The following is an 18,757-nucleotide window of genomic DNA, read 5'->3' on the forward strand; positions in this document are numbered from 1 at the left end:
GCGGAGGCGGAGGCGGAGGCGGAGGCGGAGGCGCGGGCGCGGGCGGGGGCGTCGGAGGGCGGGTGCCCGGCATCAGCACGGGTGATGCCGGTGACCGGCCAGGGGCTGTTCGGGACGGGCCCGGAGGAGCGGAACGGCGTACGGCGGGGTCGACCGATCGGTTGATCCCGCCGTACGCCGTTCACCAGGAGAGTGGGTAGCGGACCGGGTGTCCGCCGATCCGGCCCGGCAGCAGGCCGACGGCGACCAGCAGGGTGGTGGCCAGGACGAGCAGCGGCAGGAAGGGCACGGGGTGCGGGGCTTGCAGGACCACGATGACGGCGGTGGCCGCCGCGGGGGAGTGCGAGAGGTGGGTGAGCAGCATCGCGCCGAGCGCGAGTCCGGCGGCGATCGCCGCGCCCCAGGCGGTGCTGCCGGTGACGGCCAGGGTGGCGTAGCCGAGCGTGGCGGACAGCAGCTGGCCGCCGATCAGGTTGCGCGGCTGGGAGATCGGCAGCCCGGGTGCGCCGTGCACCAGTGCGGCGCTGGCCGCCAGGGGCGGGATCAGCAGCGGCTGGTGGAGCAGCACGCCGATCCCGACCAGCACGAGCAGGGCGCCGACGGCGTAGACGGAGTCCCGCAGCACGTGCAGCGGGTGCGGCCGCGGGCGGGCGCCGGTGGCGGGCGGTATGCCGGGGGCGGGCGGTGGGGACGGCGGGGCGGGCATGTGCGGGTGGCTCCGGGTGGAAGACGGGGGACCCGCCGATGATAAACAGACTGTTGAAGGAGAGGTAGGACGTTTTGCCTGCTGGGCACATTGTCGAGACGGGATCCGAGGAGCACCGTGTGATCGCACCCACCCCACCGGCCGTCACCGTCTTCCGGGACGTCCGCCCCTTCGGCGCCGCCGAGGCCGTCGACCTGGTCGCCGTGGACGGCGTCCTCGCCGAGCGCGTCCCGGACGGCGCGGCGCCGCAGATCGTCGAGGGCGCCGGCCGGATCGCCCTGCCCACCCTGGTCGACGCCCACATCCACCCCGACAAGACCGCCTGGGGCGAGCCCTGGTACAGCCGCCGCCCGGCCGGCTCGCTGCCCGAGTACGTCCAGGGCGACGTCGAGCTCCACCGGCGGCAGCGCACCCTGCTCGCCGAGCGGGCCCACCGGCTGCTGGCCCACGCGGTGACCCGTGGCACCCGGGCCGTCCGTGCCCACGTGGACGTCGCCCCCGCCTTCGGCCTGGCCGGGGTCACCGGGCTCGCCGAGGTGCGGGAGCGGCTGGCGGGCGCGCTGGACCTCCAGCTGGTCGCCTTCCCCCAGCACGGGGTGCGGCGCACGCCCGGGGCGGGTGAGCTGCTGGCCGAGGCGGCCGCGAGCGGGCTGATCGACGCGATCGGCGGAATCGACCCGGCCGGGTTCGACGGCGGCCCGGACGGCACCGGCCCCGCCCAGCTGGACCTGCTCTTCGGCCTGGCCGAACAGTACGGCCTGCGGCTCGACATCCACCTCCACGACCGGGGCGAGCGCGGCCTCGGCCCACTGCGCGAGATCGCCGCGCGGACCGCGGCGGCCGGTCTCGCCGGGCGCGTGGTGGTGAGCCACGCCTTCTGCGTGCCCGAGCTGACCGGCCCGCCGCTGGCCGGACTGGCCGAGCTGCTGGCAGGGTCGGGGGTCGGGCTGACCACCGTCGCGCCCTCGGCCCACCAGGTGCTGCCGTTCCGCGTCCTGCGGGAGCACGGCGTGCGGGTCGGCCTCGGGTCGGACGGCGTGCGCGACTCCTGGAGCCCGTACGGCAACGCGGACCTGCTGCACCGCGCCCACCTGCTCGGCTGGACCACCGACGCCCGCACCGACGGGCAGCTCGCCGACTGCTTCGCCCTGGCCGCCGACGGCGGCGCCGAACTGCTCGACCTGCCGCCGGTGACCCTGGCGCCCGGCTCGCCGGCCGACTTCATGCTGCTGACCGGCGAGTGCCTGCCGCAGGTCGTGGTCGACCTCCCGCCGCGCGAACTCGTCGTCCGGGCGGGGCGCGTGGTGGCCCGCGAGGGGCGGTTCACCGGCTGACCTTCGGCCCCGCCCCTGCGTGGCCCCCGCCTGCCCGCGCCCGGCACCGGTTCGTCCGGTGCCGGGCGCCCGACTGTCCGGCCGTCCGACTGTCCGGCCGTCCGACTACTCGGCCGTCCGACTGTCCGGCCGTCCGACTACTCGGCCTTGAGGTGCGCCAGCGTGACGATCAGCCGGTCGGCGATCCCCTCCGGCCACGGAAAGGCGACCGTGACCGCCCGCTGGTGGGCCAGCCCGTGCAGGCCCAGCCAGAGGGCCACGGTGTCCGCGAACGCGTCGTCGCTGCTGGACGCGCCCGTGGCCACGCACGCCTCCAGGGTCTCGACGAACAGCTGCAGCAGCTCCTGGCCGAGGGTGCCCATCTCCTCCGGCGTCACGGTGGTGTCCTGGAGCGCGGGCACCCAGACGCCGCCGAACATGGTGCGGTACCGCTCGGGGTGCTCCCGGGAGTACGCCAGGTAGGCGTGGCAGAGGGCGGTGAGCCGCTGTCGGGGGTCGTCGTCGGCCGCGTCGACGGCGGTGCGCAGCCGGGCCTCCATCTGTTCGAAGGCCTGTCGCACCACGGCCAGCATGATGGCCGGCTGGTCGGGGAAGTGGCGGTAGATCGAGGGGGCCGCGATGCCGACCCGGCGGGCGACCGAGCGCAGGGTGACGGCGGTCTCGGTGCCGGCCTCGTCGAGCAGTTCGACCGCGGCGGCCACGATGTCCGCGCGCAGGCGGGCGCCTTCCCCGCGACGGTTGCGGGCACGGACGGGGGCTGTGCTCGATTCGTTTCCCATGGCGTGAGCTTACAGGTGAAAACTTACGAACGGCAGCTCTTGTCAGTCGTGAGCTTACGTGTGTAACTTTACGGCTGTAGCCACCGCACCGCAGAGCCGAACGGAGCACACCGTGAACAACGCCGTCGTCACCCACGCCACCGAGGTCGTCCTGCCGGGCGAGGTCGAGCCGAGCGGCCTGCGGCTGCGCACCCGCGACCTCCCGCCGCCGAGCGCGGGCCACGTACTGCTCCGGATGGACGCCACCGGGGTCTCCTTCGCCGAGCAGCAGATGCGCCGCGGCAAGTACTACGACCAGCCGCCCTTCCCCTTCGTGCCCGGCTACGACGTGGTCGGCACCGTGGTCGCGACCGGCCCCGGCGTCGACCCCGCGATGGTCGGGCGCCGCGTCGCCGCCGTCACCAAGACCGGCGCCTGGGCCAGCCACCTGCTGCTCGACGCCGCCGACGTCGTCCCGGTGCCGGACGGCGTGACGGCCGCCGACGCGGAGACCGTCGTGGTCAACGGCGTGACGGCCTGGCAGATGCTGCACCGGACCGCGAAGGTGCGCCGGGGCGGCACGATCGTCGTGCTCGGCGCCAACGGCGGCGTCGGCTCGACCCTGGTCCAACTGGCCCGGCACGCCGGGATCACGGTGATCGGCACGGCCTCCGGGCGGCACCACGACACCGTCCGCGCCCTGGGCGCGACCCCGGTCGACTACCGCGACCCCGAGCTGTACCGGCGCATCCGGGAGCTCGCGCCGGACGGCGTCGACGCGGTGTTCGACCACGTCGGCGGCGCCGGACTGGAGCAGTCCTGGTCGCTGCTGCGCCGCGGCGGGGTCCTGGTGTCCTACGGCACCGCCGCCACCAGGGACGAGGCCGGCAACTCCCAGCTCCCGGTGTTGAAGCTGTTCGCCCGGCTGGCGCTGTGGAACAACCTGCCCAACGGCCGGTCCGCGCACTTCTACAACTTCTGGGCGGGCAAGCGCCGCCCGGCGGCCTTCCGGGCCCGGCTGCGCGAGGACCTCACCCAGGTGCTGGCCCTGCTCGCCGACGGCACGCTCACCGCCCAGATCGCCGCCGAGTTCCCGCTCGACGAGGCCGCGGCCGCGCTCGCCCTGGCCGAGTCGCGCACCGTCGCGGGCAAGGTCGTCATCGTCCCCTAGGGCCTGTCCGGCGGATCTTGCCAGGCGCGCGACGCCGGGCATCCCGCCTGGACGCACGCCCGAATCGCCCAAGTACGTCCAGTACGAGGCCGACTCGGGCGCACGCCCAGCCGGGCGCCCAACGCCGCGCGCTGATCTGCCAAGATCCGCCGGACAGGCCCTAGTCGGGGGCCGGCGTCGGCCGGATGCCCGAAACCCCTTCTGCCGCACCAGGATTGGAGCTCCACCCATGGTCGACCCAGCTGCCGCCCGGACCGTCCGCCGCCGCTGGTGGTGGTCCCTGTGGGGCCTGATGGCGGTGTCGGCGGTCGGCATCGCGGCCGTCTTCGTCCCGCCGTACCTGACCGGATCCTCGTACGCGCCCATCGACCGGAGCATCGTCGGCTACTACGCGAGCCTCGTCGTCCACGCGGGGCCGGCCGGACTGACGCTGATCATCGGGCCGTTGCAGTTCGTGCCGCGCCTGCGGACCCGCTACCCCCGGCTGCACCGGATCGCCGGCCGGGTGTACCTGGTCTCCGTGGTGGCCGCCTCGGCCGCGGCCCTCTACGCCAGCACGGTGTCGCCGAGCGGCTTCCCGCTCCAGGTCGCCTTCTTCCTGCTGACGGCGGCGTGGCTGTACACCGCGGCCCAGGCCTACCGGACGATCCGGCGCGGCGAGGTGCAGCTGCACCGGATCTGGATGATCCGGAACTACGCCCTGACCTTCGCCGCGGTGACCCTGCGGATCTACCTCCTGGCCGGCCTGGCGCTGGCGGAGGTCGTCCCGTCCCTGACGTTCCGGGACGTGTACACCGCGGCGGGCTGGGCGGCAGTCCTGGGCAACGTGCTCGTCGCGGAGTACGTCATCGTGCACTGGACGCTGGAGCGCTCGACCCGCCGGCGGCGCGACGCTTCCGCCCCGGTGACCGTCGCGGGCACGGCGGGCACGGCGGGCACGGCGGGCACGGCGGCCTCGACGGCCCAGCGGGCCTGACCGGCTTGACCGGCCCGAGCGGCCGTCCGGGCCGAGCCGGCCGGCCGTCGGTCAGGCGGTGTCGGCGGCGGCCGCCGCGATGCGGGCCTCGATCTCCGTCAGGATCGGCCGGTAGGCCTCCTCGTAGGTGCGCATCCGGTCCAGGCACTCGGCGAACAGCCGCCGGGAGCGGGACCTTCGGTGGGGCATCAGGTCGTAGCGGCGCAGGCGCACCGAGCGCATGTCGACCATGAACCCGGGCCGGCAGCGCACGCCGTGGGCGTGCCGGACGGTCTCCTCGGCCTCGCGCAGCAGGCTCAGGTAGGCGTCGTGGCCGACCTTCCAGCGGGCGGCCTCCTCCGGGGTGCCGGGCACCGCGACGCCGCGCAGGGGCGGCAGGACCGGGTCGGCGATGTCGTAGAGGGTGAACTCCAGCCCCTCGGGCGCCTGGGCCCAGGACATCACCCGCCACGGCCACGGGATCAGGGTGTAGGTGCGGTGCTGTACACGGATCACGCGGTTCCCCCCGGTGTCGGTGCGCATCGGTCCGGCGGCCGGGGCCTGCTGCCCCGGGCCTGGCGTCAGCGTAGAGGATGCCGCGGGCGCGGTGGAGGCCGTCGGCGCATCGGTCCGGCGGTTGATCATCGGGCGTCAAGTTGTCTGTACAGCTCCGGGTTTCTTGACGGCCACCGGCCGGACACCGGACTCCGCCGCTGCGTCCACCTCGGTCTCGTAGACCTGACGGGTCCGACACGAACGGCCGCTCCCGGGCCGGTGCCGGAGCCCCCCAGTCCGTCAGCAAGGAGCCCCACCCCATGAGTCCGAAGCCCGAACTGTCGCGCCGCAGCCTCCTCGGCGGCGCGGCGGCGGCCGCGGTGCTGTCCGCCCTCCCGCTCAGCGTCCAGCAGGCGCTCGCCGCGCCGGCCCGGCCCGGACGGCTGGCCGACATCGAGCACGTCGTGGTGTTCATGCAGGAGAACCGCGCGTTCGACCACTACTTCGGCACCCTGGCGGGTGTCCGGGGCTTCGGGGACCGCACCGCCGTGCGCGGCGTCGACGGGCGCTCGGTGTTCCACCAGCCGGACCCGAGCCGCAAGGAGGGCCACCTGCTGCCCTTCGCCATGAACGCCGCCCACACCAACGCCTACCAGCAGGGCGCGCCCGCCTTCGGCTTCGTCGACTCGATGAACGCCTGGAACGACGGCCGGGCCGACGGCTCGGTCACCCGCCGCTCCTCCGGCTGGCTCGGCCAGGGCTACTACGAGTCCGCGGACATGCCCTTCTACCACGCGCTGGCCTCGGTGTTCACGGTCTGCGACGCCTACTACGCGTCCGTGCAGTGCAACACCAACACCAACCGCGAACACCTGATGACCGGGACCAGCGGCGGCACCGTGCGGGACACCCCGGTCACCGACAACACCGAGATCCCCGGCGGCTACGAGTGGACCACCTACGCCGAGCGCCTGGAGCGGGCCGGCGTCAGCTGGAAGACCTACCAGGCCCTCGACAACTTCGACGACAACGCGCTCGCCTGGTTCGCCCCCTTCGTCAAGGCCAAGCCCGGTGAGCCGCTGTACGAGCGCGGCATGCGGGCCGTCGGCGACCCGGCGAAGAAGGACGACCCGTTCGCGATGGGCGACGCCCTGGTCGAGGCCTTCACCGCCGACGTCCAGGCCGACCGGCTGCCGCAGGTGTCCTGGATCGTCGCCCCGGCCGCGCTCTCCGAGCACGCCAACTACGCGCCGCCGAGCAAGTGTACAGACGTTGACCTCGCCCGTGACCAGTGGATATGCGGGCAGGTCACCAACTACGCACTTGCGGCGTGAGCCCGGCGGCCGTCGACTGGAGGAGGACGCCTGTTGCGCGGCAAGGCCCCCGTTCTGCGACAGCGGGGGCGGTTGCAGAACGGGGGCTGGCCGCCCGGGTGGTTGATCTTGTGGAGGGATCACACCGTCGCTATGCCGGGGTCGACCGGGGGTCGGGCACCGAGTGCAGAGCCTGGTCACGCGCGCGGAAGCCGAAGCTGACGAGGGTGACGCTCTCGCTGGCGCTGAGGGGCGTCCGGCCGTGCGGCGTGAGCGCACCATCGAACACGACGCAGTCACCCGGGCCAAGATCGCATTCGAGGTAACCGTCGACGGTGATGAAGACGGTGGTGCTGACCCTGGGTACGCCGGTGGGCCGTTCGTGCTTGAGGCACAGGATCAGGTTGGCCTCGCCGAAGCCGGGCTCGTCCACGTGGAAGTCGAGGAACTGACCTTCCTCCCGGTAGGCAATGTAGACGCCAGTATGGGGCTGTTCGACGTTCAGGCCGGCGGAGCGCCCGACGACCGCCGTGAGATCGACCTGTTCGGCGAAGTGGTGCGCGGCGTCGCCGACACCGGCGTTCCACTTGCCGTTGTGGAGGTACCCGTCAGCGGTGATGGCCTTGTCCGCCTCCTCAGCCATCGCGGCGAGCAGGTCTGCGGGGAACGACTGATCGCGCCGGTGGCGCAGGTGGCGCGGGGCCACATGCTGCTGTGAGGTGAGCCCGCGGATGGCGTCCCGCAGAGCGGGGAAGTCCCCCGCCCATCGGGCGGGCGTCCGGGCCGTGGTGCGTGACTGGAGCCATCCGGTCCATTCGCCCGCTGTGGCAGGGATTGCCGTTGCTGCGCCGGTCTGGCTGATCAGCAGCTCGACCCGGTCGAGCGCGGCCTGCGTGGACTCGACCAGCTCGGCGTCCCCTTTGGCGATCCGCAGCCGCAGCGCTTCTTGCAGGTGGCCCTGCGCGCCCACGAGGTCTCCGCGCTCCATGAGGTGCTTTCCGGTGTGCTGGAGCGCGTAGTCGAGGAGTTCCGGGTGCTGGCCTCGGGCGGTGCTCAGGGCGCTGCGGTAGAGCGCATCGGCGCTCTGGGCGTCCCCGGCGTAACGGTGCGCGTCACCGAGGTTGAGCCCGGTGGCGACGACGGCCCTGCTGTTGCCGATCGCCGCGGCGAGGTCGAGCGACTGCCGGAGGAACGTCCGGGCCTCGTCGTGGTTGCCCAGGCACATCTGAGCGATGCCGATCCATCTGGTCAGGACCCGGGTACGGGCGGAGTCGCTCCCTTCGGGCAGGGTCCGCAGTTCCTCGCGGAGTCGGCCGACGGCGGCGGTCAGCTCGTTCCGGTCAGTGGGGACCATCCGCAGGTTGTCGTCATGTGTGATGAGGTGATCCAGCACGTGGCTCTCCGTCGGTGGGTTGCGCTCAGCGTGGCACTACAGCTGGTCGGTCTGGTGGCGCAGGTCGGCCAGCAGCTCCAGGCCGTGGGGGGTGAAGTGCTCCCGCAGGAGTTCGAGTTCGCGCATGAGATAACGGACGGCCGGCAGGCCCTCGTCGTAGGCGCTCTGGAGGCTGGTGCGCTCGTCGGGCGTGAGGTCGCTGCGGCGCAGTTCGGTCTGGCGGAAGCGCAGCAGCTGGTTGTAGACGCAGGTCGCGTGGAAGGCCCGGTCGATCTCCCAGTACTGGTTGCGGTCCTCGCCCTGTCCGGCCCGCCACCTGATCTCGATCTTGGGTGAGGTCTTGGACGAGTACCCGTCGGCGAAGACCTGGTGCTGGAGGACGTGGAAGCTGATCGACTGGTGGGTACCCTCGTGCAGCAGGTTCTCCGCCAGGTAGAGGGGAGAGGGCTGCTCGCTGACGGTGTTCGGCGGGATGTGACGGGCCGCCTTGTCGGAGAACACGATGACGTACGGGAGCGCCGGGTCGCTGGAGCTGGTCAGCGAGGACGCGCGGACGCCGGGCTTGAGGCCCATCCACAGCAGCCCCCGGACGAATTCGCGCACGCGGGCGAACCCCTCGGGGTGGACCAGCGACAGGCGGTCCAGGGCCTGGGTCAGCGCCGCACGGCGCTCGTCGGTGTGGGCCACGATCTCGTAGTCCGCGAGGTTGATCTCATCGGCGATCTCGGCGGGAAGCTCGGCGTCGAACCAGTCGAAGCTGGCTCCGGCCACGGTCACGGGTTCGCTGCGCAGCATGCGGGCGTGCTCGGCGAACGGGGTGCCCGTCTTCACCAGACGCTCCATCAGGGCGAAGGGCATGGCCGGCTCGGCGCCCTGCTCGCGGAGCCGGATCAGGTCCGGGTCCTTGCGGTCGAGGTCGAAGAAGGAGCCGGTGGGGACGCGGGTGGCGATGGCAGTCTTCAAGGCAGACTCTCCTTGATCGGGATGTGTGGGCGGGAACGGCGGGTCGGCGAGGGAGATCATCCGTCGCCGACCCGCCTATGCCGTCAACTGACCGGCATCAGAGGGGATCTGCGGTCAGACCTCCGTGCCCACCGGGGTGAAGTCGCCGTCCGGGACCTTGTGGTCCAGGCGGCGGGTCAGGGCCTCGACGCCCGTCTGCGGGGCGAAGTCCCCGTCCGGGACCGAGTGGTCCAGGCGGCGGGTCAGGTTGGTGACCTCCGGGTCACCGGGCTTGGTGGTGGTGTCCACGTACTTCTCCAATCAGGTTGGCTCTGCCCACACGGGTGCGAGTGGGCAGGCGTGCGGGGTGGTGCAACCCGGCCCGGGAAGAGGCCCTTCCGACAGGCCGGGGGCTCATGGGCGCCCGAAGGCGCAGGTGCTGGCTAGTAGCGGCCGGAGGCGATCAAGGCGGTTGCCAGCCCCATCAGCGCGAGCAGCGAGAGCGTGTAGGCGACGGCGACCGGTACCGGGGTCGGAACTCCGTGTGCGGTCTGCTCGGCCGCATCGCGGTACTCGTCCTGGTCGTCCATGCCGTCCCTACGCCTACCCCTTGCCGAGCGCGGCCCGCAGGGCGGCACGACGCTGCGGCTTCCGGGCGCGGCTGATGCAGTCGCCGCAGATCGGGTGACAGGTGCTCCGGTCCTCACCGGGGACCTGGATCGTGGTGCCCGCGCAGACCAGCGTCTCCCGGTCGCAGACCCAGCAGGTGCCCTCGCGGTAGCCGTCGGGCCGGTCCACGACGAGTCCGTCGCCCGGAGGCCGGCTGGGGCGCGGGGCGCTCAATCCGCGCTCTCCAGCTCCTCCAACAGGACCATCTCCGGGTAGGAGTCGCTGGCGCTGTCCTTGGTCACCCAGGCGTGGTTGGCGAGCTTGCTCGGGGTCTCCGTGACGGTGCCCGTCCAGCCGGCCTTGCGGTGCCGGACCGGGTCGCCCTGGATCACGTTCACAGTTGCGCCTCTCCATCGAGAAGTTGAGCGTGGTGGTTAGGCAGCCCATCGGCGGGCCGTGCAGCGGGCACAGGGACACAAGGCCCGTACGGCGTCGTCCTGGAGCAGGGAGCCCATCGAGGGGGCACGGTCGGCGGCCTGCGCCGCTTGGTAGTCGTCGAGCGGGTTCCAACCCGCTGGGGCCCTCGCCAACTCGAACTTCGAGGGGCCGCTGAAGACTTCGCGGTACTCGCGTTTGGGGTTGCGCCCTGCCATCGGTCTGTCCTCCTTCGCCGAGGGCGATGCGGTTCGATCCGCGCGGGGGTCAACCTGGGGTTCTGGTGCGGTCTCGGCCCCGTGCGGCTTTGACCAGTCAACGACCTGGGCATCTCTGAGGCAGGGGCCGCGGAGGGGTGCATTTCTCTGCAGGGGGCCGCTCTGGGGGGCCAGAATGGCACGCCTCACTTCAACTAGCCCTGGGGAGAGCGCATGATTTGCCCTGACGGGATCGGTCAGCTTCTGCGGGTCATCCGGGAGTCGCACGGCCGAACTCGTCTGGAGCAGGCCGAGCTGCTCCAACGTCTGCAAGACGGGCGCTACTTCGACCCGGACAACATCAAACGATGGGAAACGGAGAAGCGGCTCCCGACACCGGTGTGGTACGGCCTGCTCGTTTCGGCCTACGGCGTACCCCTGGAGGAGATCAAGCGAGCCATCCAGGCCAGCAAGCAGTACCGCCGGCTCGCTTCGGCCAACGTCCAAGCTGATCCGGAGGAACCACCAGTGGAGCGTCGAAACTTCCTCGCCGCCGGCCTCGTCGCCGCCGGTTCTGCGATCGAACCGTGGGGACGACTCGCGGCCGCGATCTCGCCCCGGCCGGTTGATACTGCGACCGCAGAGCGCCTACTTGCGGCGACGGCTGCCATGTTCACCACCGAGGAACATCTCCCGGCACGGATGCTCGCGGCGAGGTTGGCAACTCACCTGGAGACCTTGACGTCCTTGTTGCCCGCAGCGGGAAAGCACCGACGCGAGCTGACCGTCGCCGCGGGTGAGACGGCGGCGCTTGCCGGTTGGGCCGCCTACGACACAGGAGACCTGGCCTCTGCGGCTCACTACTACGAGACGGCACTTCTGGCTGGACGCGAGGCGGGTCACGGAGCCGTAACCGCCCTGGCGCTGGGCTATGCCTCGTACTCTGCCAACCCGGAGCGAGCAAGGGACATGCTGTCCGCTGCCCAGACCCACGTCCGGGGGGCCGGATACGCCTCGGCACGGTCATGGTTGGCTGCTCGTGAGGCCGAGGAGATCGCCACTCTCGGGGACCGGGCAGGCGCTGAACGTGCCATCGACCGGGCCACCCTGGCGTTCGACTACGTGCTCACGGACGGGGAACCGGCCTGGACGAGCTTTTTCAGGCGCAGCCGCCTGGACAGTCTGACGGTCTCCACGTACGCCCGGCTGGCCCACTCGGACTTGGCGCTCGCCGCCGATGCCGCGCTGGCCAACCTGGGGTCCGACGACTCAAAGGTCCGGATCGCAGTGCTGCATGACGTCGCAACCGGGTACGTGGTCTCAGGCGACCTCGACCGAGGGGCCGAGGTCGGCCGCCGCTTCCTCAGCGCGGCGTTGGGCACGCCCACGACGATGGGCCGCCAACGGATGGCCGACTTGGCGAAGCAACTGCCGCCGACAGACGGCGCGGCCCGTCAGCTCCACGAGGAGATCCGAGCCGCGCTCGCGGCGTGACTACCGCTCACTGGTCTCCGCCCGCACCCAGTCGAGGTACGCGGCGCTTCCGGTCGCCAGCGGCACCCCTACGATCTCGGGCGTGTCGTAGATGTGGTGTTCACCGATGAACGCACCGAGGCGCTCCGCGAGGTCAGCACGGGTCTTGAAGTCGATTCGCCATTCCGCGGAGTCCTGCACCTCCCCGTCCCACCAGTACACCGACTGAATCGGGTAGACCTGAGCACACGCCGCCAACCGGGCCTCGACTACCTTCTTGGCCAGCGCACGCGCCTGCTCGGAACCGTCGTGGGTTGTTGTCACGACAAGGAACTCAGGGGTGGTCGTCATGGGCGTAAGCCTAGGTGGTCCGACGTGTCCACCGACCAGCTTCGGAGACGACGGGGCCGCGCCTGGCCCGGTGCTCACGGAAGGGAGAACTCGTCAATCGCTCACGAGGGAGCAGTGCCTGGTCCACGCGAAGACCTGGTCGTCCCATTGGCCGTCGGGCAGGAGGTTGGAGGGGTGGGGTATCAGGGGTGAGTCCTTCCGTTCGGGCGGGAGGGGCGGGCGGGGCCTGGTGCCAGCGGCCGGCGAGGCTGGTGGAGCAACGGTGAGTGGAGGCCGCGGGGGTGGGCTCTGGTGTCCGCTCGCCGACCTCGACCCCGTCGGCGAGTAGCTGGCGGAGGGTGGCCTCGGCATGGTGGCAGTCGGGGTGGCGGGAGATGAAGTGCCCGTTCTCCCGGATCTCGTACATGTCCGTCGCGAAGTCGCGGTCGTTGAGCACGACGTTCAGGCGGCGGTCGTGGTCGGCACTGGTGACGCTCCAGCGGCCGGCACCCACCGCGGACCACGTGAGGTCGATGTCCGCTCCGGTGTGGGCCCGCTCGGCGTGGACGCGCTCGGCCTGCTCGTCGGCACGGCGCTGACGGGCGGCGGCCAGCTCCGCCTGGTGCTGCCGCTCCGCCTCCTCGCGACGCCGCAGGAACTCGGCGCGGGACTGGGCGGCCTGGCGCTCCAGCTCCGGCATGCGCTGGCGGGCTGCCTCGCGGCGGCGTGCGGCTTCCTGGCCTCCGGGCAGCGGGGGCAGGGCCTGGGGCTCGTGGCGGGCGGGCCAGGGCTCGGCGAGGTCGGTGCGGTGGTGCCGCCAGATGGTGAGCATGGCCCGGCCGTCCGCCGCGGCGACGACGTCGCCGTTGTCCTCCCGCCGGAGGAACCCGGCGGCAAGTACCAGCTCCACCACGCGGCGGCGTACTCGGCGGCCCTTGGCGTTGAGCCGGGCCCCGGAGGGGACGAGGCGGTAGCCGGTGCCGTCCCACCAGACTCCGCTGTAGTCCTCCCCGATGGCTGCCGCGACGAGGGCGTAGACGCGGGTGGTCCACCCGGACTTCTCGCGGGTTTCGCGGGTGCGCTCGGCGGTGATGAACCGGCGAAGCTCGCCTTCGTGGTCGTCGGCGTGGAGGCGGGCGGCGTGGTGGGCGTCGTCTTGGTGGATGTGGTCCTCGCCGACCTGGGCCGGGCGGCCGGTGTAGCGGTCGCCGCAGTCCAGGCACCACACCTTCCCGCCTTCGCCGCGGTAGCCGCCGGGGCCGACTCCGACCGGGCACGGGGGGCGCAGCCCCCACTCCAGGGCGGTGCCGCCTCCGGGTATCCAGGGGGCGCGGGCGGGGGCGTGCACTGGGGTCTCCTGGGAGGGTGGGGCCTGTGGTCAGGCCGGATGGTGGAGGGGGTGGGACAGCGGAAGAGTGGTGTCGTTAGTGTCATTTTTTGACACTCTTAAAAAGATCTATAAACAGCACTCTTACGGTGGGACTCAATGCCAACCGGGGTCCGGCACTCGGCACTTCGACACCGGCCCCACCCCCGGACCCTGGGGTGGGGCCGACATCAGAGGGTGTTCGTCACTGGTCGAAGTGCCACTGCACCAGTTCGGCATCTAACCCTGGCGGGTCTCGCTATTCGTGATGATCACCCAATTCACCTTCCGCATAGCGTCGTCAGAGAGGCGTCCAAGTCGGGGCCACTGCGCGGGGCAGTGAACGACCTCGCCACGGCTCCACCAGCCGAGGTCAAACGTCGGCTGTCGGCGCTGCCATCTCATCCAGTACGTCAGGCCCTTATTTTTAGGGTGGGCAAGGGTCAGCATGAATATCGGTCTCGAATAGTCGCCGGGTTCATAGCGCCAGTCGCTGTCAACTTTCCACCCCTGCTGCTTAGCGATGCGTTCAAGCATCAAAGCTTGGCCCGGCCTAGGCGGCTTGTCAGCCTCCGTCAACGACACCGTTCCATCGAGAGGGGGAAGGGCGTTCGGATACCTCTTCAAGGTCTCTCCTGTCGATTGACCAACTCGCTTAAGGATAAGGCTCAGTTGACCCCCTACATGGGGGCAGATCACCAGTGCTGCCAGGGTGCGACCAGCGTTAGTAGGCATCGCCAAGGGGCAGGGGCGGGGCCTGGTGTCAGCGGGGCTCAGCTATGCTCGGTGGTCAGGTGCCGCTTACGGCTCTCGTCCACGTAGCCCTTGGTGGTGGAGCGGGTGCGCCACCCGCACGTGCACGCGGCGGTGGAGTAGGCCCGGCCGGGGCAGCCCTCGGTCAGCGGCTTGCCCGAGCTGCTGTGCTTGTGGGCGGGCGAGCACTCGGTGCCGTCCTCGTGGTGGTCGGTGCGGGGTGCCTTGAACTTCGCCGTGGGGGCGGCCTTCGGCTGGCTGGCCGACAGCGGGCTCGGCAGTCCGCTGGTGCCGGTGCGGCTGATGCTTTCCTGCTCGGCTTCGGTGAGGGCGTCGCCGACCACCATGGGCTCGGTGTGGTCGAACCACGTCGTCCGGTCGGCCGTGATGATGCGCTCGGCCTCGGCTTCGGCGGTGGGGGCGAGGACGGGCACCAGGTGCACGTCGATCACGTCCACGGCGACGATGTACTTGGGCATGCAGGGTTCTCCTGGGGTATCGGGGTCGGGCCTGGTGCCAGTGGCCGGCCGCTGGCGGGGGTGGGCTCTGGTGTCTATGCGGCCTTCACCGGCTTCTCGGCGGGCAGCGAGGCGACCAGGGCCAGCAGCACGGCCTCGGCCATGTCGGGGGTGAGGTGCGAGCACGCGATCTCGACGCTGCCGAACCGGGCGCGGCTGACCTTGACGACGGCGTGGGGTGAGCTCCAGGAGGTCCCGGAGCCCTGGTTCCACCGCAGGGTGCGGGTGGTGTCCTCGCCGTTGCGCCGGTTCGCCTCGGCGGGCGGCTGGCCGGTGGTGAGGGGCACGGCCTTCAACCGGCGGGCCACGGCGGTCACCTCGTGCACGTCGGTGAGGTGCCTGTGCTGCCGGGTGCTCATCTCGGCGACTGCCGCGTCCAGGGCGGGCAGCAGCCGCCGTTGCACGTCCTGGGCGACCTGGGCGGGGGTCTTGGCCCGGGTGACGGTGATGTCCCCGGCTTCGATGTCGTACCGGTAGAAGTAGGTGCTGCTGTCGGGGAGGACGCCGTGCACCCACCACCGGCCGGGGCGCAGCCGTTCCTGCTGGATCAGGACGCGGGCTCCGTCTTCGGTGCGGACCAGTTCGACGCAGGGGTGCCAGTCGGGTATCCGGCGCGGGTCGACGGTCCACTCGGTGGCACCGAGGGCCTGGGCGAGCCCTTCGCCGAGCGTCAGCAGTTCGGCGCGCAGTGGGGCGAGTTCGTCTCGGGGGGTGGGCACTGGTGTCTCCTGGGCAGGTGCGGGGGTGGGGCCTGGTGTCAGAGGCTCTGGAGGAGGCGGACCACGTCCGCCGTGAGGTCCGCGAGTTCCGCCCTCAGCGCGTCGTTCGCGGCGGTGACGGCCGCGACGCTGGCGCGCAGCTCGTCCAGCTCGGCGGGGTCGATCTCGACGTCGTCCGGGCCGGTCACAACGGGATGCCGCCGATGTGCGTGCCCACGGGGTGGGCCCTGGTGTACTCGGCGCGGACGGCCTGTCCGGAGCGGGTGACCCGCCAGTACCCGGCCACGGCCCCGGGGGTGAGGTATCCGGCCTCGGCGAGGAGGGCCGCTGCTGTGCCTTCGGGGTCGGCGACGTCGGCCCCGATGCGGTCGGCGAAGGCCCAGTGAGACAGGAGCGCGAAGTCCTGGGCGCTGATCACCGGCCACCCTCCATCTCGCGGATGAGTGCTTCGAGTTCGGCGGTGAGGATGAGCAGCAGTTCCCGGCAGTCGTGGGCGCGGTCGGTGTCCATCTCGTCGTAACGGCCCATGTGCCGGTCTTCAACGACCTGGTCGGGGTCGTCGGGATCGTAGGACGGAAGGCACTCGCGGAAGGTGTCTTCCCAGTCGCGTTCGTTGCGGTGGACGCGGTCGACGAGGGCTTGAAGCTGTGCGGTGGACATTGCGCTGTTCCTTCGGTTCGGGCGGGGGTGGGGCCTGGTGTCAGCGGCGGGCGCGGTAGGGGCTCAGACCTTGATGCGGGATATGGCGCTCCACACCGGGCGCATCGCGTCGGAGATCAGTTGGTCGTATTCGCTCGGCATGTCGCAGTCGGCGCAGCTGACCCGGGCGTCTTCGCTCCAGGCCCCGAGCGCTTCGAGGGCGGGGGTTCCGTCGGGGCGGCGGCGAATCCGGGCCCACAGGGGGGCATACGCTTCGATCCGGCCGCCGCAGTACTCGCACTCGAACAGGTCGCCGATGCTCTCGGCTGCGGTCTCGGTGGGGTTGGTGGACATGGCGCTGTTCCTTCGGTTACGGGTGAGGAGTGGGGCCTGGTGCCTGAGCGGCTACGGCAGGGGCCGGAGGGTCCGGCCGCCACCGAAGCGGCTCAGACCGCCATGCCGGTCAGCGCGTTGTCCCACGGGTACATGGCGTCCGTGATCATCCGGTCCAGGTGGTCCCCGGCGGCCTGGTTGCATTCCTTGCAGCTGACGGTGGCCGACTCGATGCCGATCCCGTGGACGTAGACGCCGGGGGTTCCGTCGGCCCGCCGGTAGACCTCGAACCACAGGGGCGCGGTGGCTTCCAGCACTCCGCCGCAGAACTCACAGCCGAACTCGTCTTCGTTGGCGACCACTTCGTGATCGGGGAAGTCGGCGACGATCGCGGCGAACTGCTCGGCGGTCTCGGCGGAGATGGGGTTCGGGGTGTTCTCGGGCATGGCTGTGCCTCCGTGGTGGCGGTTGGGGGTGAGGGGGTGGGGCCTGGTGCCCTGAGTGGGCACGGTGGTGGCGCGGCTCAGGCGACCGGAATGCGCTCGATCTCGGTGCTGCCCATGGCCGACTCGGCGGCGCAGCAGGGGCAGAGGAGGGCGCTGGTGTCGTGGCGGTCGCGGTAGGCGGCGGGGGCGCGGTGGCACGCGATGCAGTCGCCGAACCGGTCGTCCCATTCGAGGAGCACTTCCTCGAACTCGACCGGCGTGCCGGGGACTTCGGGGATCAGCGTCAGGCCCGCGCCGTCCGCTGCGGCTTCGGCCGCGCACGGCGGGCACCAGGAACGGTCACGCTGAGGCCACCGGTGGTAGTCGGCGGGAAGGTCGCACTCGTCGCACGCGCCGAACGAGCGGTCCCACTCGAAGATCTGGGGGACGGTCGCCATTAGATCGACCGGAAGACGTGCCCGCTGGCGGTGTGGGAGTAGTCGCACTCCCACGCGATCAGGTCGAGTCGGGGAGTCCAGCCCCGGCAGCTCTCGAACGCCGCGCGGTACTCGTCGTCCGTCTCCATGAGCTGGTCGTGGGCGAAGTCCTCCAGGCTCTCCCACTCGCCCGCGTAGGCGTCTTCGAAGGTCTCGACGGCGTACTCGGCGTTGCCGACGAGCGCGGCGTAGGCGGTGAGGGCTTCCAGCTCTGCGACGATTCCGGCGTCTTCGGCAAGCTCGGTCAGGTAGTCGGCGGTGCGGCTCACGGTGGGGTCTCTCTCGGGTCGGTGCGGTGGCGCGGTGGGTGGGGGTGGTCAGACGGTGTCGGGGGCGTCGAACAGCTCGTCCAGCAGGAGGTCAAGCCCCCGGCCGAACTCCGGGTCGCGGCGCATGTCGCGGAAGGCGTCGAACATCGCGGCCACGTTCTCCGGGTGGTCCATCCCGAGTCGGGCGAGGCGCGGCCAGTAGCCGGAGAGCTCAAGGGCGGTGGTGCGGGTCATGGTGGTGCTTCCGTTCTGTGGTGCGGGAGTTGGAGGGGGTGTGGCCTGGGGCCTACGCGGCGCGGCCGTACACGGCGCGGTAGCCCTGCGCGGAGCCCCGGACGATGGCGCGGACGTCTTCGCGGTACGCGGCCCCCTGCTGCGTGGCGTAGCCGTCGAGGTAGGGCGTCAGGACGGCCGTCAGCGGCTTGCCCTGCCCGTACACGGTGCGGGCCCGGGTCACGTCGCCGTCCGCCGGTACCCAGACGGACATCTCAACCGGGCGTGTCTCTTCGAGGGCGCAGTCACGGCACAGGGGTTCGCCGCTCCGGGCGGTCATCGGGGTCAGCCACTCGTCACAGTCCGAGCACTGCGCGTACCCCATGCCGGACAGGGCGTCCTCCACCATGTCCATGGTGATGCAGCCGAGTTGGGGGCAGGGCAGTTCGCGCAGCACGTCCGCGCCGTCCACCCCGTCGGGCAGGGTGAGGGGTGAGCCCTCTACCTCCTCCACCATGGCTTCCCACTCGCGTTCGCCGTGGTCGGTCTCGTCCAGCAGCGGGTATCCGTGCAGGCAGGCGGTCACGCGCTCGGCCACCGCGACGGCGGCCGGGTTGTCCGCGTTGTACATGAGCCACCCTGTGTCGTCCCACGCTTCGCCGATCGGCCCGCACTCCTCGGTGAACCAGCGCTTGGCGGTTTCGTAGTTGGATGCCGCGAGCACCTGTTCCGCCTCGGTGGAGTACCAGTGGTCCCCGTCCTCCAGGAACCCGGAGACGTCCATCACCAGGGCTATGCGTGCCCAGTCGTGGGCGGCGCACTCGTTGAGCAGGTTCTGTGCGGTGTCGTACCGCGCGCCGAACTTGTCTACGGCGTCGGCGAGTTCGGGGGCGAGCGTGGCGTTCATGGTGCAT

Annotated in this window: 27 protein-coding genes; 5 read left to right on the top strand and 22 right to left on the bottom strand. The window is 71.4% G+C overall.

The features are described 5' to 3' along the window. Window positions 1-181: 181 nt before the first annotated feature. Window positions 182-706: an HPP family protein gene (locus tag ACFY2K_RS10700; protein WP_380524778.1), complete on the bottom strand. Its 525-nt coding sequence runs from the start codon at window positions 704-706 to the stop codon at window positions 182-184. Between the two features lie 119 nt (window positions 707-825). Here ACFY2K_RS10700 and ACFY2K_RS10705 point away from each other — a divergent pair, with 119 nt between their 5' ends. Continuing rightward, a complete protein-coding gene (locus tag ACFY2K_RS10705; RefSeq protein WP_387710723.1) occupies window positions 826-2,040 on the top strand; it encodes an amidohydrolase in 1,215 nt (404 codons plus the stop codon). A 137-nt stretch (window positions 2,041-2,177) separates the two neighbouring features. Here the strand turns inward: ACFY2K_RS10705 and ACFY2K_RS10710 are convergent, their stop codons facing one another. Next, window positions 2,178-2,819 carry a TetR/AcrR family transcriptional regulator gene (locus ACFY2K_RS10710; RefSeq protein ID WP_380524776.1) on the bottom strand — a complete coding sequence of 214 codons (642 nt, stop codon included), beginning with the start codon at window positions 2,817-2,819 and terminating at the stop codon, window positions 2,178-2,180. 112 nt (window positions 2,820-2,931) lie between these two features. On the opposite strand from ACFY2K_RS10710, the gene ACFY2K_RS10715 reads away from it, so the two are divergent. Continuing rightward, the gene (locus tag ACFY2K_RS10715) at window positions 2,932-3,969 is read left to right on the top strand and encodes a medium chain dehydrogenase/reductase family protein (RefSeq protein WP_387710725.1); all 1,038 of its coding nucleotides are present in this window, start codon (window positions 2,932-2,934) and stop codon (window positions 3,967-3,969) included. A 229-nt stretch (window positions 3,970-4,198) separates the two neighbouring features. Further along, window positions 4,199-4,945 carry a DUF2306 domain-containing protein gene (locus ACFY2K_RS10720; RefSeq protein ID WP_387710727.1) on the top strand — a complete coding sequence of 249 codons (747 nt, stop codon included), beginning with the start codon at window positions 4,199-4,201 and terminating at the stop codon, window positions 4,943-4,945. A gap of 51 nt (window positions 4,946-4,996) precedes the next feature. On the opposite strand, the gene ACFY2K_RS10725 is transcribed toward ACFY2K_RS10720, so the two are convergent. Beyond that, window positions 4,997-5,440 carry a hypothetical protein gene (locus tag ACFY2K_RS10725; protein WP_380593788.1) on the bottom strand — a complete coding sequence of 148 codons (444 nt, stop codon included), beginning with the start codon at window positions 5,438-5,440 and terminating at the stop codon, window positions 4,997-4,999. A gap of 299 nt (window positions 5,441-5,739) precedes the next feature. On the opposite strand from ACFY2K_RS10725, the gene ACFY2K_RS10730 reads away from it, so the two are divergent. Further along, window positions 5,740-6,753, top strand: a complete 1,014-nt coding sequence (locus ACFY2K_RS10730) for an alkaline phosphatase family protein (protein WP_387710729.1) — start codon at window positions 5,740-5,742, stop codon at window positions 6,751-6,753. A 130-nt stretch (window positions 6,754-6,883) separates the two neighbouring features. On the opposite strand, the gene ACFY2K_RS10735 is transcribed toward ACFY2K_RS10730, so the two are convergent. From ACFY2K_RS10735 to ACFY2K_RS10760, 6 genes are all read right to left on the bottom strand, one after another. Then, the gene (locus ACFY2K_RS10735; protein WP_387710731.1) at window positions 6,884-8,125 is read right to left on the bottom strand and encodes a tetratricopeptide repeat protein; all 1,242 of its coding nucleotides are present in this window, start codon (window positions 8,123-8,125) and stop codon (window positions 6,884-6,886) included. Between the two features lie 36 nt (window positions 8,126-8,161). Beyond that, on the bottom strand, window positions 8,162-9,088 hold the full coding sequence (locus ACFY2K_RS10740) for a hypothetical protein (protein ID WP_387710733.1): 927 nt from the start codon (window positions 9,086-9,088) through the stop codon (window positions 8,162-8,164). Between the two features lie 114 nt (window positions 9,089-9,202). After that, complete coding sequence (locus tag ACFY2K_RS10745) at window positions 9,203-9,376, bottom strand: hypothetical protein (RefSeq protein WP_387710735.1); 174 nt, start codon at window positions 9,374-9,376, stop codon at window positions 9,203-9,205. A gap of 134 nt (window positions 9,377-9,510) precedes the next feature. Next, on the bottom strand, window positions 9,511-9,657 hold the full coding sequence (locus ACFY2K_RS10750) for a hypothetical protein (protein ID WP_387710737.1): 147 nt from the start codon (window positions 9,655-9,657) through the stop codon (window positions 9,511-9,513). 13 nt (window positions 9,658-9,670) lie between these two features. After that, window positions 9,671-9,865, bottom strand: coding sequence for a hypothetical protein (locus tag ACFY2K_RS10755; RefSeq protein ID WP_387710739.1), 195 nt, complete (start codon window positions 9,863-9,865; stop codon window positions 9,671-9,673). 41 nt (window positions 9,866-9,906) lie between these two features. Beyond that, a complete protein-coding gene (locus ACFY2K_RS10760) occupies window positions 9,907-10,074 on the bottom strand; it encodes a hypothetical protein (protein ID WP_387710741.1) in 168 nt (55 codons plus the stop codon). A gap of 468 nt (window positions 10,075-10,542) precedes the next feature. On the opposite strand from ACFY2K_RS10760, the gene ACFY2K_RS10765 reads away from it, so the two are divergent. Further along, on the top strand, window positions 10,543-11,802 hold the full coding sequence (locus tag ACFY2K_RS10765; protein ID WP_387710743.1) for a transcriptional regulator: 1,260 nt from the start codon (window positions 10,543-10,545) through the stop codon (window positions 11,800-11,802). Here the strand turns inward: ACFY2K_RS10765 and cutA are convergent, their stop codons facing one another. From cutA to ACFY2K_RS10830, 13 genes are all read right to left on the bottom strand, one after another. Next, window positions 11,803-12,132 (bottom strand): divalent-cation tolerance protein CutA, encoded by a 330-nt coding sequence (cutA, locus tag ACFY2K_RS10770; RefSeq protein WP_387710745.1) that lies wholly within the window; start codon window positions 12,130-12,132, stop codon window positions 11,803-11,805. 10 nt (window positions 12,133-12,142) lie between these two features. Continuing rightward, entirely contained in the window at window positions 12,143-13,459 is a 1,317-nt protein-coding gene (locus tag ACFY2K_RS10775; protein WP_387710747.1) for a hypothetical protein, read from the bottom strand. A 791-nt stretch (window positions 13,460-14,250) separates the two neighbouring features. Then, window positions 14,251-14,709, bottom strand: coding sequence for a hypothetical protein (locus tag ACFY2K_RS10780; RefSeq protein WP_387710749.1), 459 nt, complete (start codon window positions 14,707-14,709; stop codon window positions 14,251-14,253). A 74-nt stretch (window positions 14,710-14,783) separates the two neighbouring features. Continuing rightward, the gene (locus ACFY2K_RS10785) at window positions 14,784-15,467 is read right to left on the bottom strand and encodes a hypothetical protein (protein ID WP_387710751.1); all 684 of its coding nucleotides are present in this window, start codon (window positions 15,465-15,467) and stop codon (window positions 14,784-14,786) included. A gap of 38 nt (window positions 15,468-15,505) precedes the next feature. After that, a complete protein-coding gene (locus tag ACFY2K_RS10790) occupies window positions 15,506-15,655 on the bottom strand; it encodes a hypothetical protein (protein WP_387710753.1) in 150 nt (49 codons plus the stop codon). After that, on the bottom strand, window positions 15,652-15,885 hold the full coding sequence (locus ACFY2K_RS10795) for a hypothetical protein (RefSeq protein ID WP_387710754.1): 234 nt from the start codon (window positions 15,883-15,885) through the stop codon (window positions 15,652-15,654). The genes ACFY2K_RS10790 and ACFY2K_RS10795 overlap by 4 nt, the downstream gene beginning before the upstream one ends. Continuing rightward, on the bottom strand, window positions 15,882-16,127 hold the full coding sequence (locus ACFY2K_RS10800) for a hypothetical protein (RefSeq protein WP_387710756.1): 246 nt from the start codon (window positions 16,125-16,127) through the stop codon (window positions 15,882-15,884). The genes ACFY2K_RS10795 and ACFY2K_RS10800 overlap by 4 nt, the downstream gene beginning before the upstream one ends. Before the next feature lie 63 nt (window positions 16,128-16,190). Continuing rightward, window positions 16,191-16,460 carry a hypothetical protein gene (locus tag ACFY2K_RS10805; RefSeq protein ID WP_387710758.1) on the bottom strand — a complete coding sequence of 90 codons (270 nt, stop codon included), beginning with the start codon at window positions 16,458-16,460 and terminating at the stop codon, window positions 16,191-16,193. 92 nt (window positions 16,461-16,552) lie between these two features. Beyond that, window positions 16,553-16,885: a hypothetical protein gene (locus tag ACFY2K_RS10810; RefSeq protein WP_387710759.1), complete on the bottom strand. Its 333-nt coding sequence runs from the start codon at window positions 16,883-16,885 to the stop codon at window positions 16,553-16,555. A 77-nt stretch (window positions 16,886-16,962) separates the two neighbouring features. After that, window positions 16,963-17,322 (bottom strand): hypothetical protein, encoded by a 360-nt coding sequence (locus ACFY2K_RS10815; protein WP_387710761.1) that lies wholly within the window; start codon window positions 17,320-17,322, stop codon window positions 16,963-16,965. Then, window positions 17,322-17,630, bottom strand: coding sequence for a hypothetical protein (locus ACFY2K_RS10820; RefSeq protein WP_387710763.1), 309 nt, complete (start codon window positions 17,628-17,630; stop codon window positions 17,322-17,324). The genes ACFY2K_RS10815 and ACFY2K_RS10820 overlap by 1 nt, the downstream gene beginning before the upstream one ends. 48 nt (window positions 17,631-17,678) lie before the next feature. Then, window positions 17,679-17,864: a hypothetical protein gene (locus tag ACFY2K_RS10825; protein WP_387710765.1), complete on the bottom strand. Its 186-nt coding sequence runs from the start codon at window positions 17,862-17,864 to the stop codon at window positions 17,679-17,681. Between the two features lie 52 nt (window positions 17,865-17,916). Further along, a complete protein-coding gene (locus tag ACFY2K_RS10830; RefSeq protein WP_387710767.1) occupies window positions 17,917-18,750 on the bottom strand; it encodes a hypothetical protein in 834 nt (277 codons plus the stop codon). Window positions 18,751-18,757 lie beyond the last annotated feature (7 nt).

The organism is Kitasatospora sp. NPDC001309 (genome assembly GCF_042896295.1).
GTDB lineage: Bacteria > Actinomycetota > Actinomycetes > Streptomycetales > Streptomycetaceae > Kitasatospora.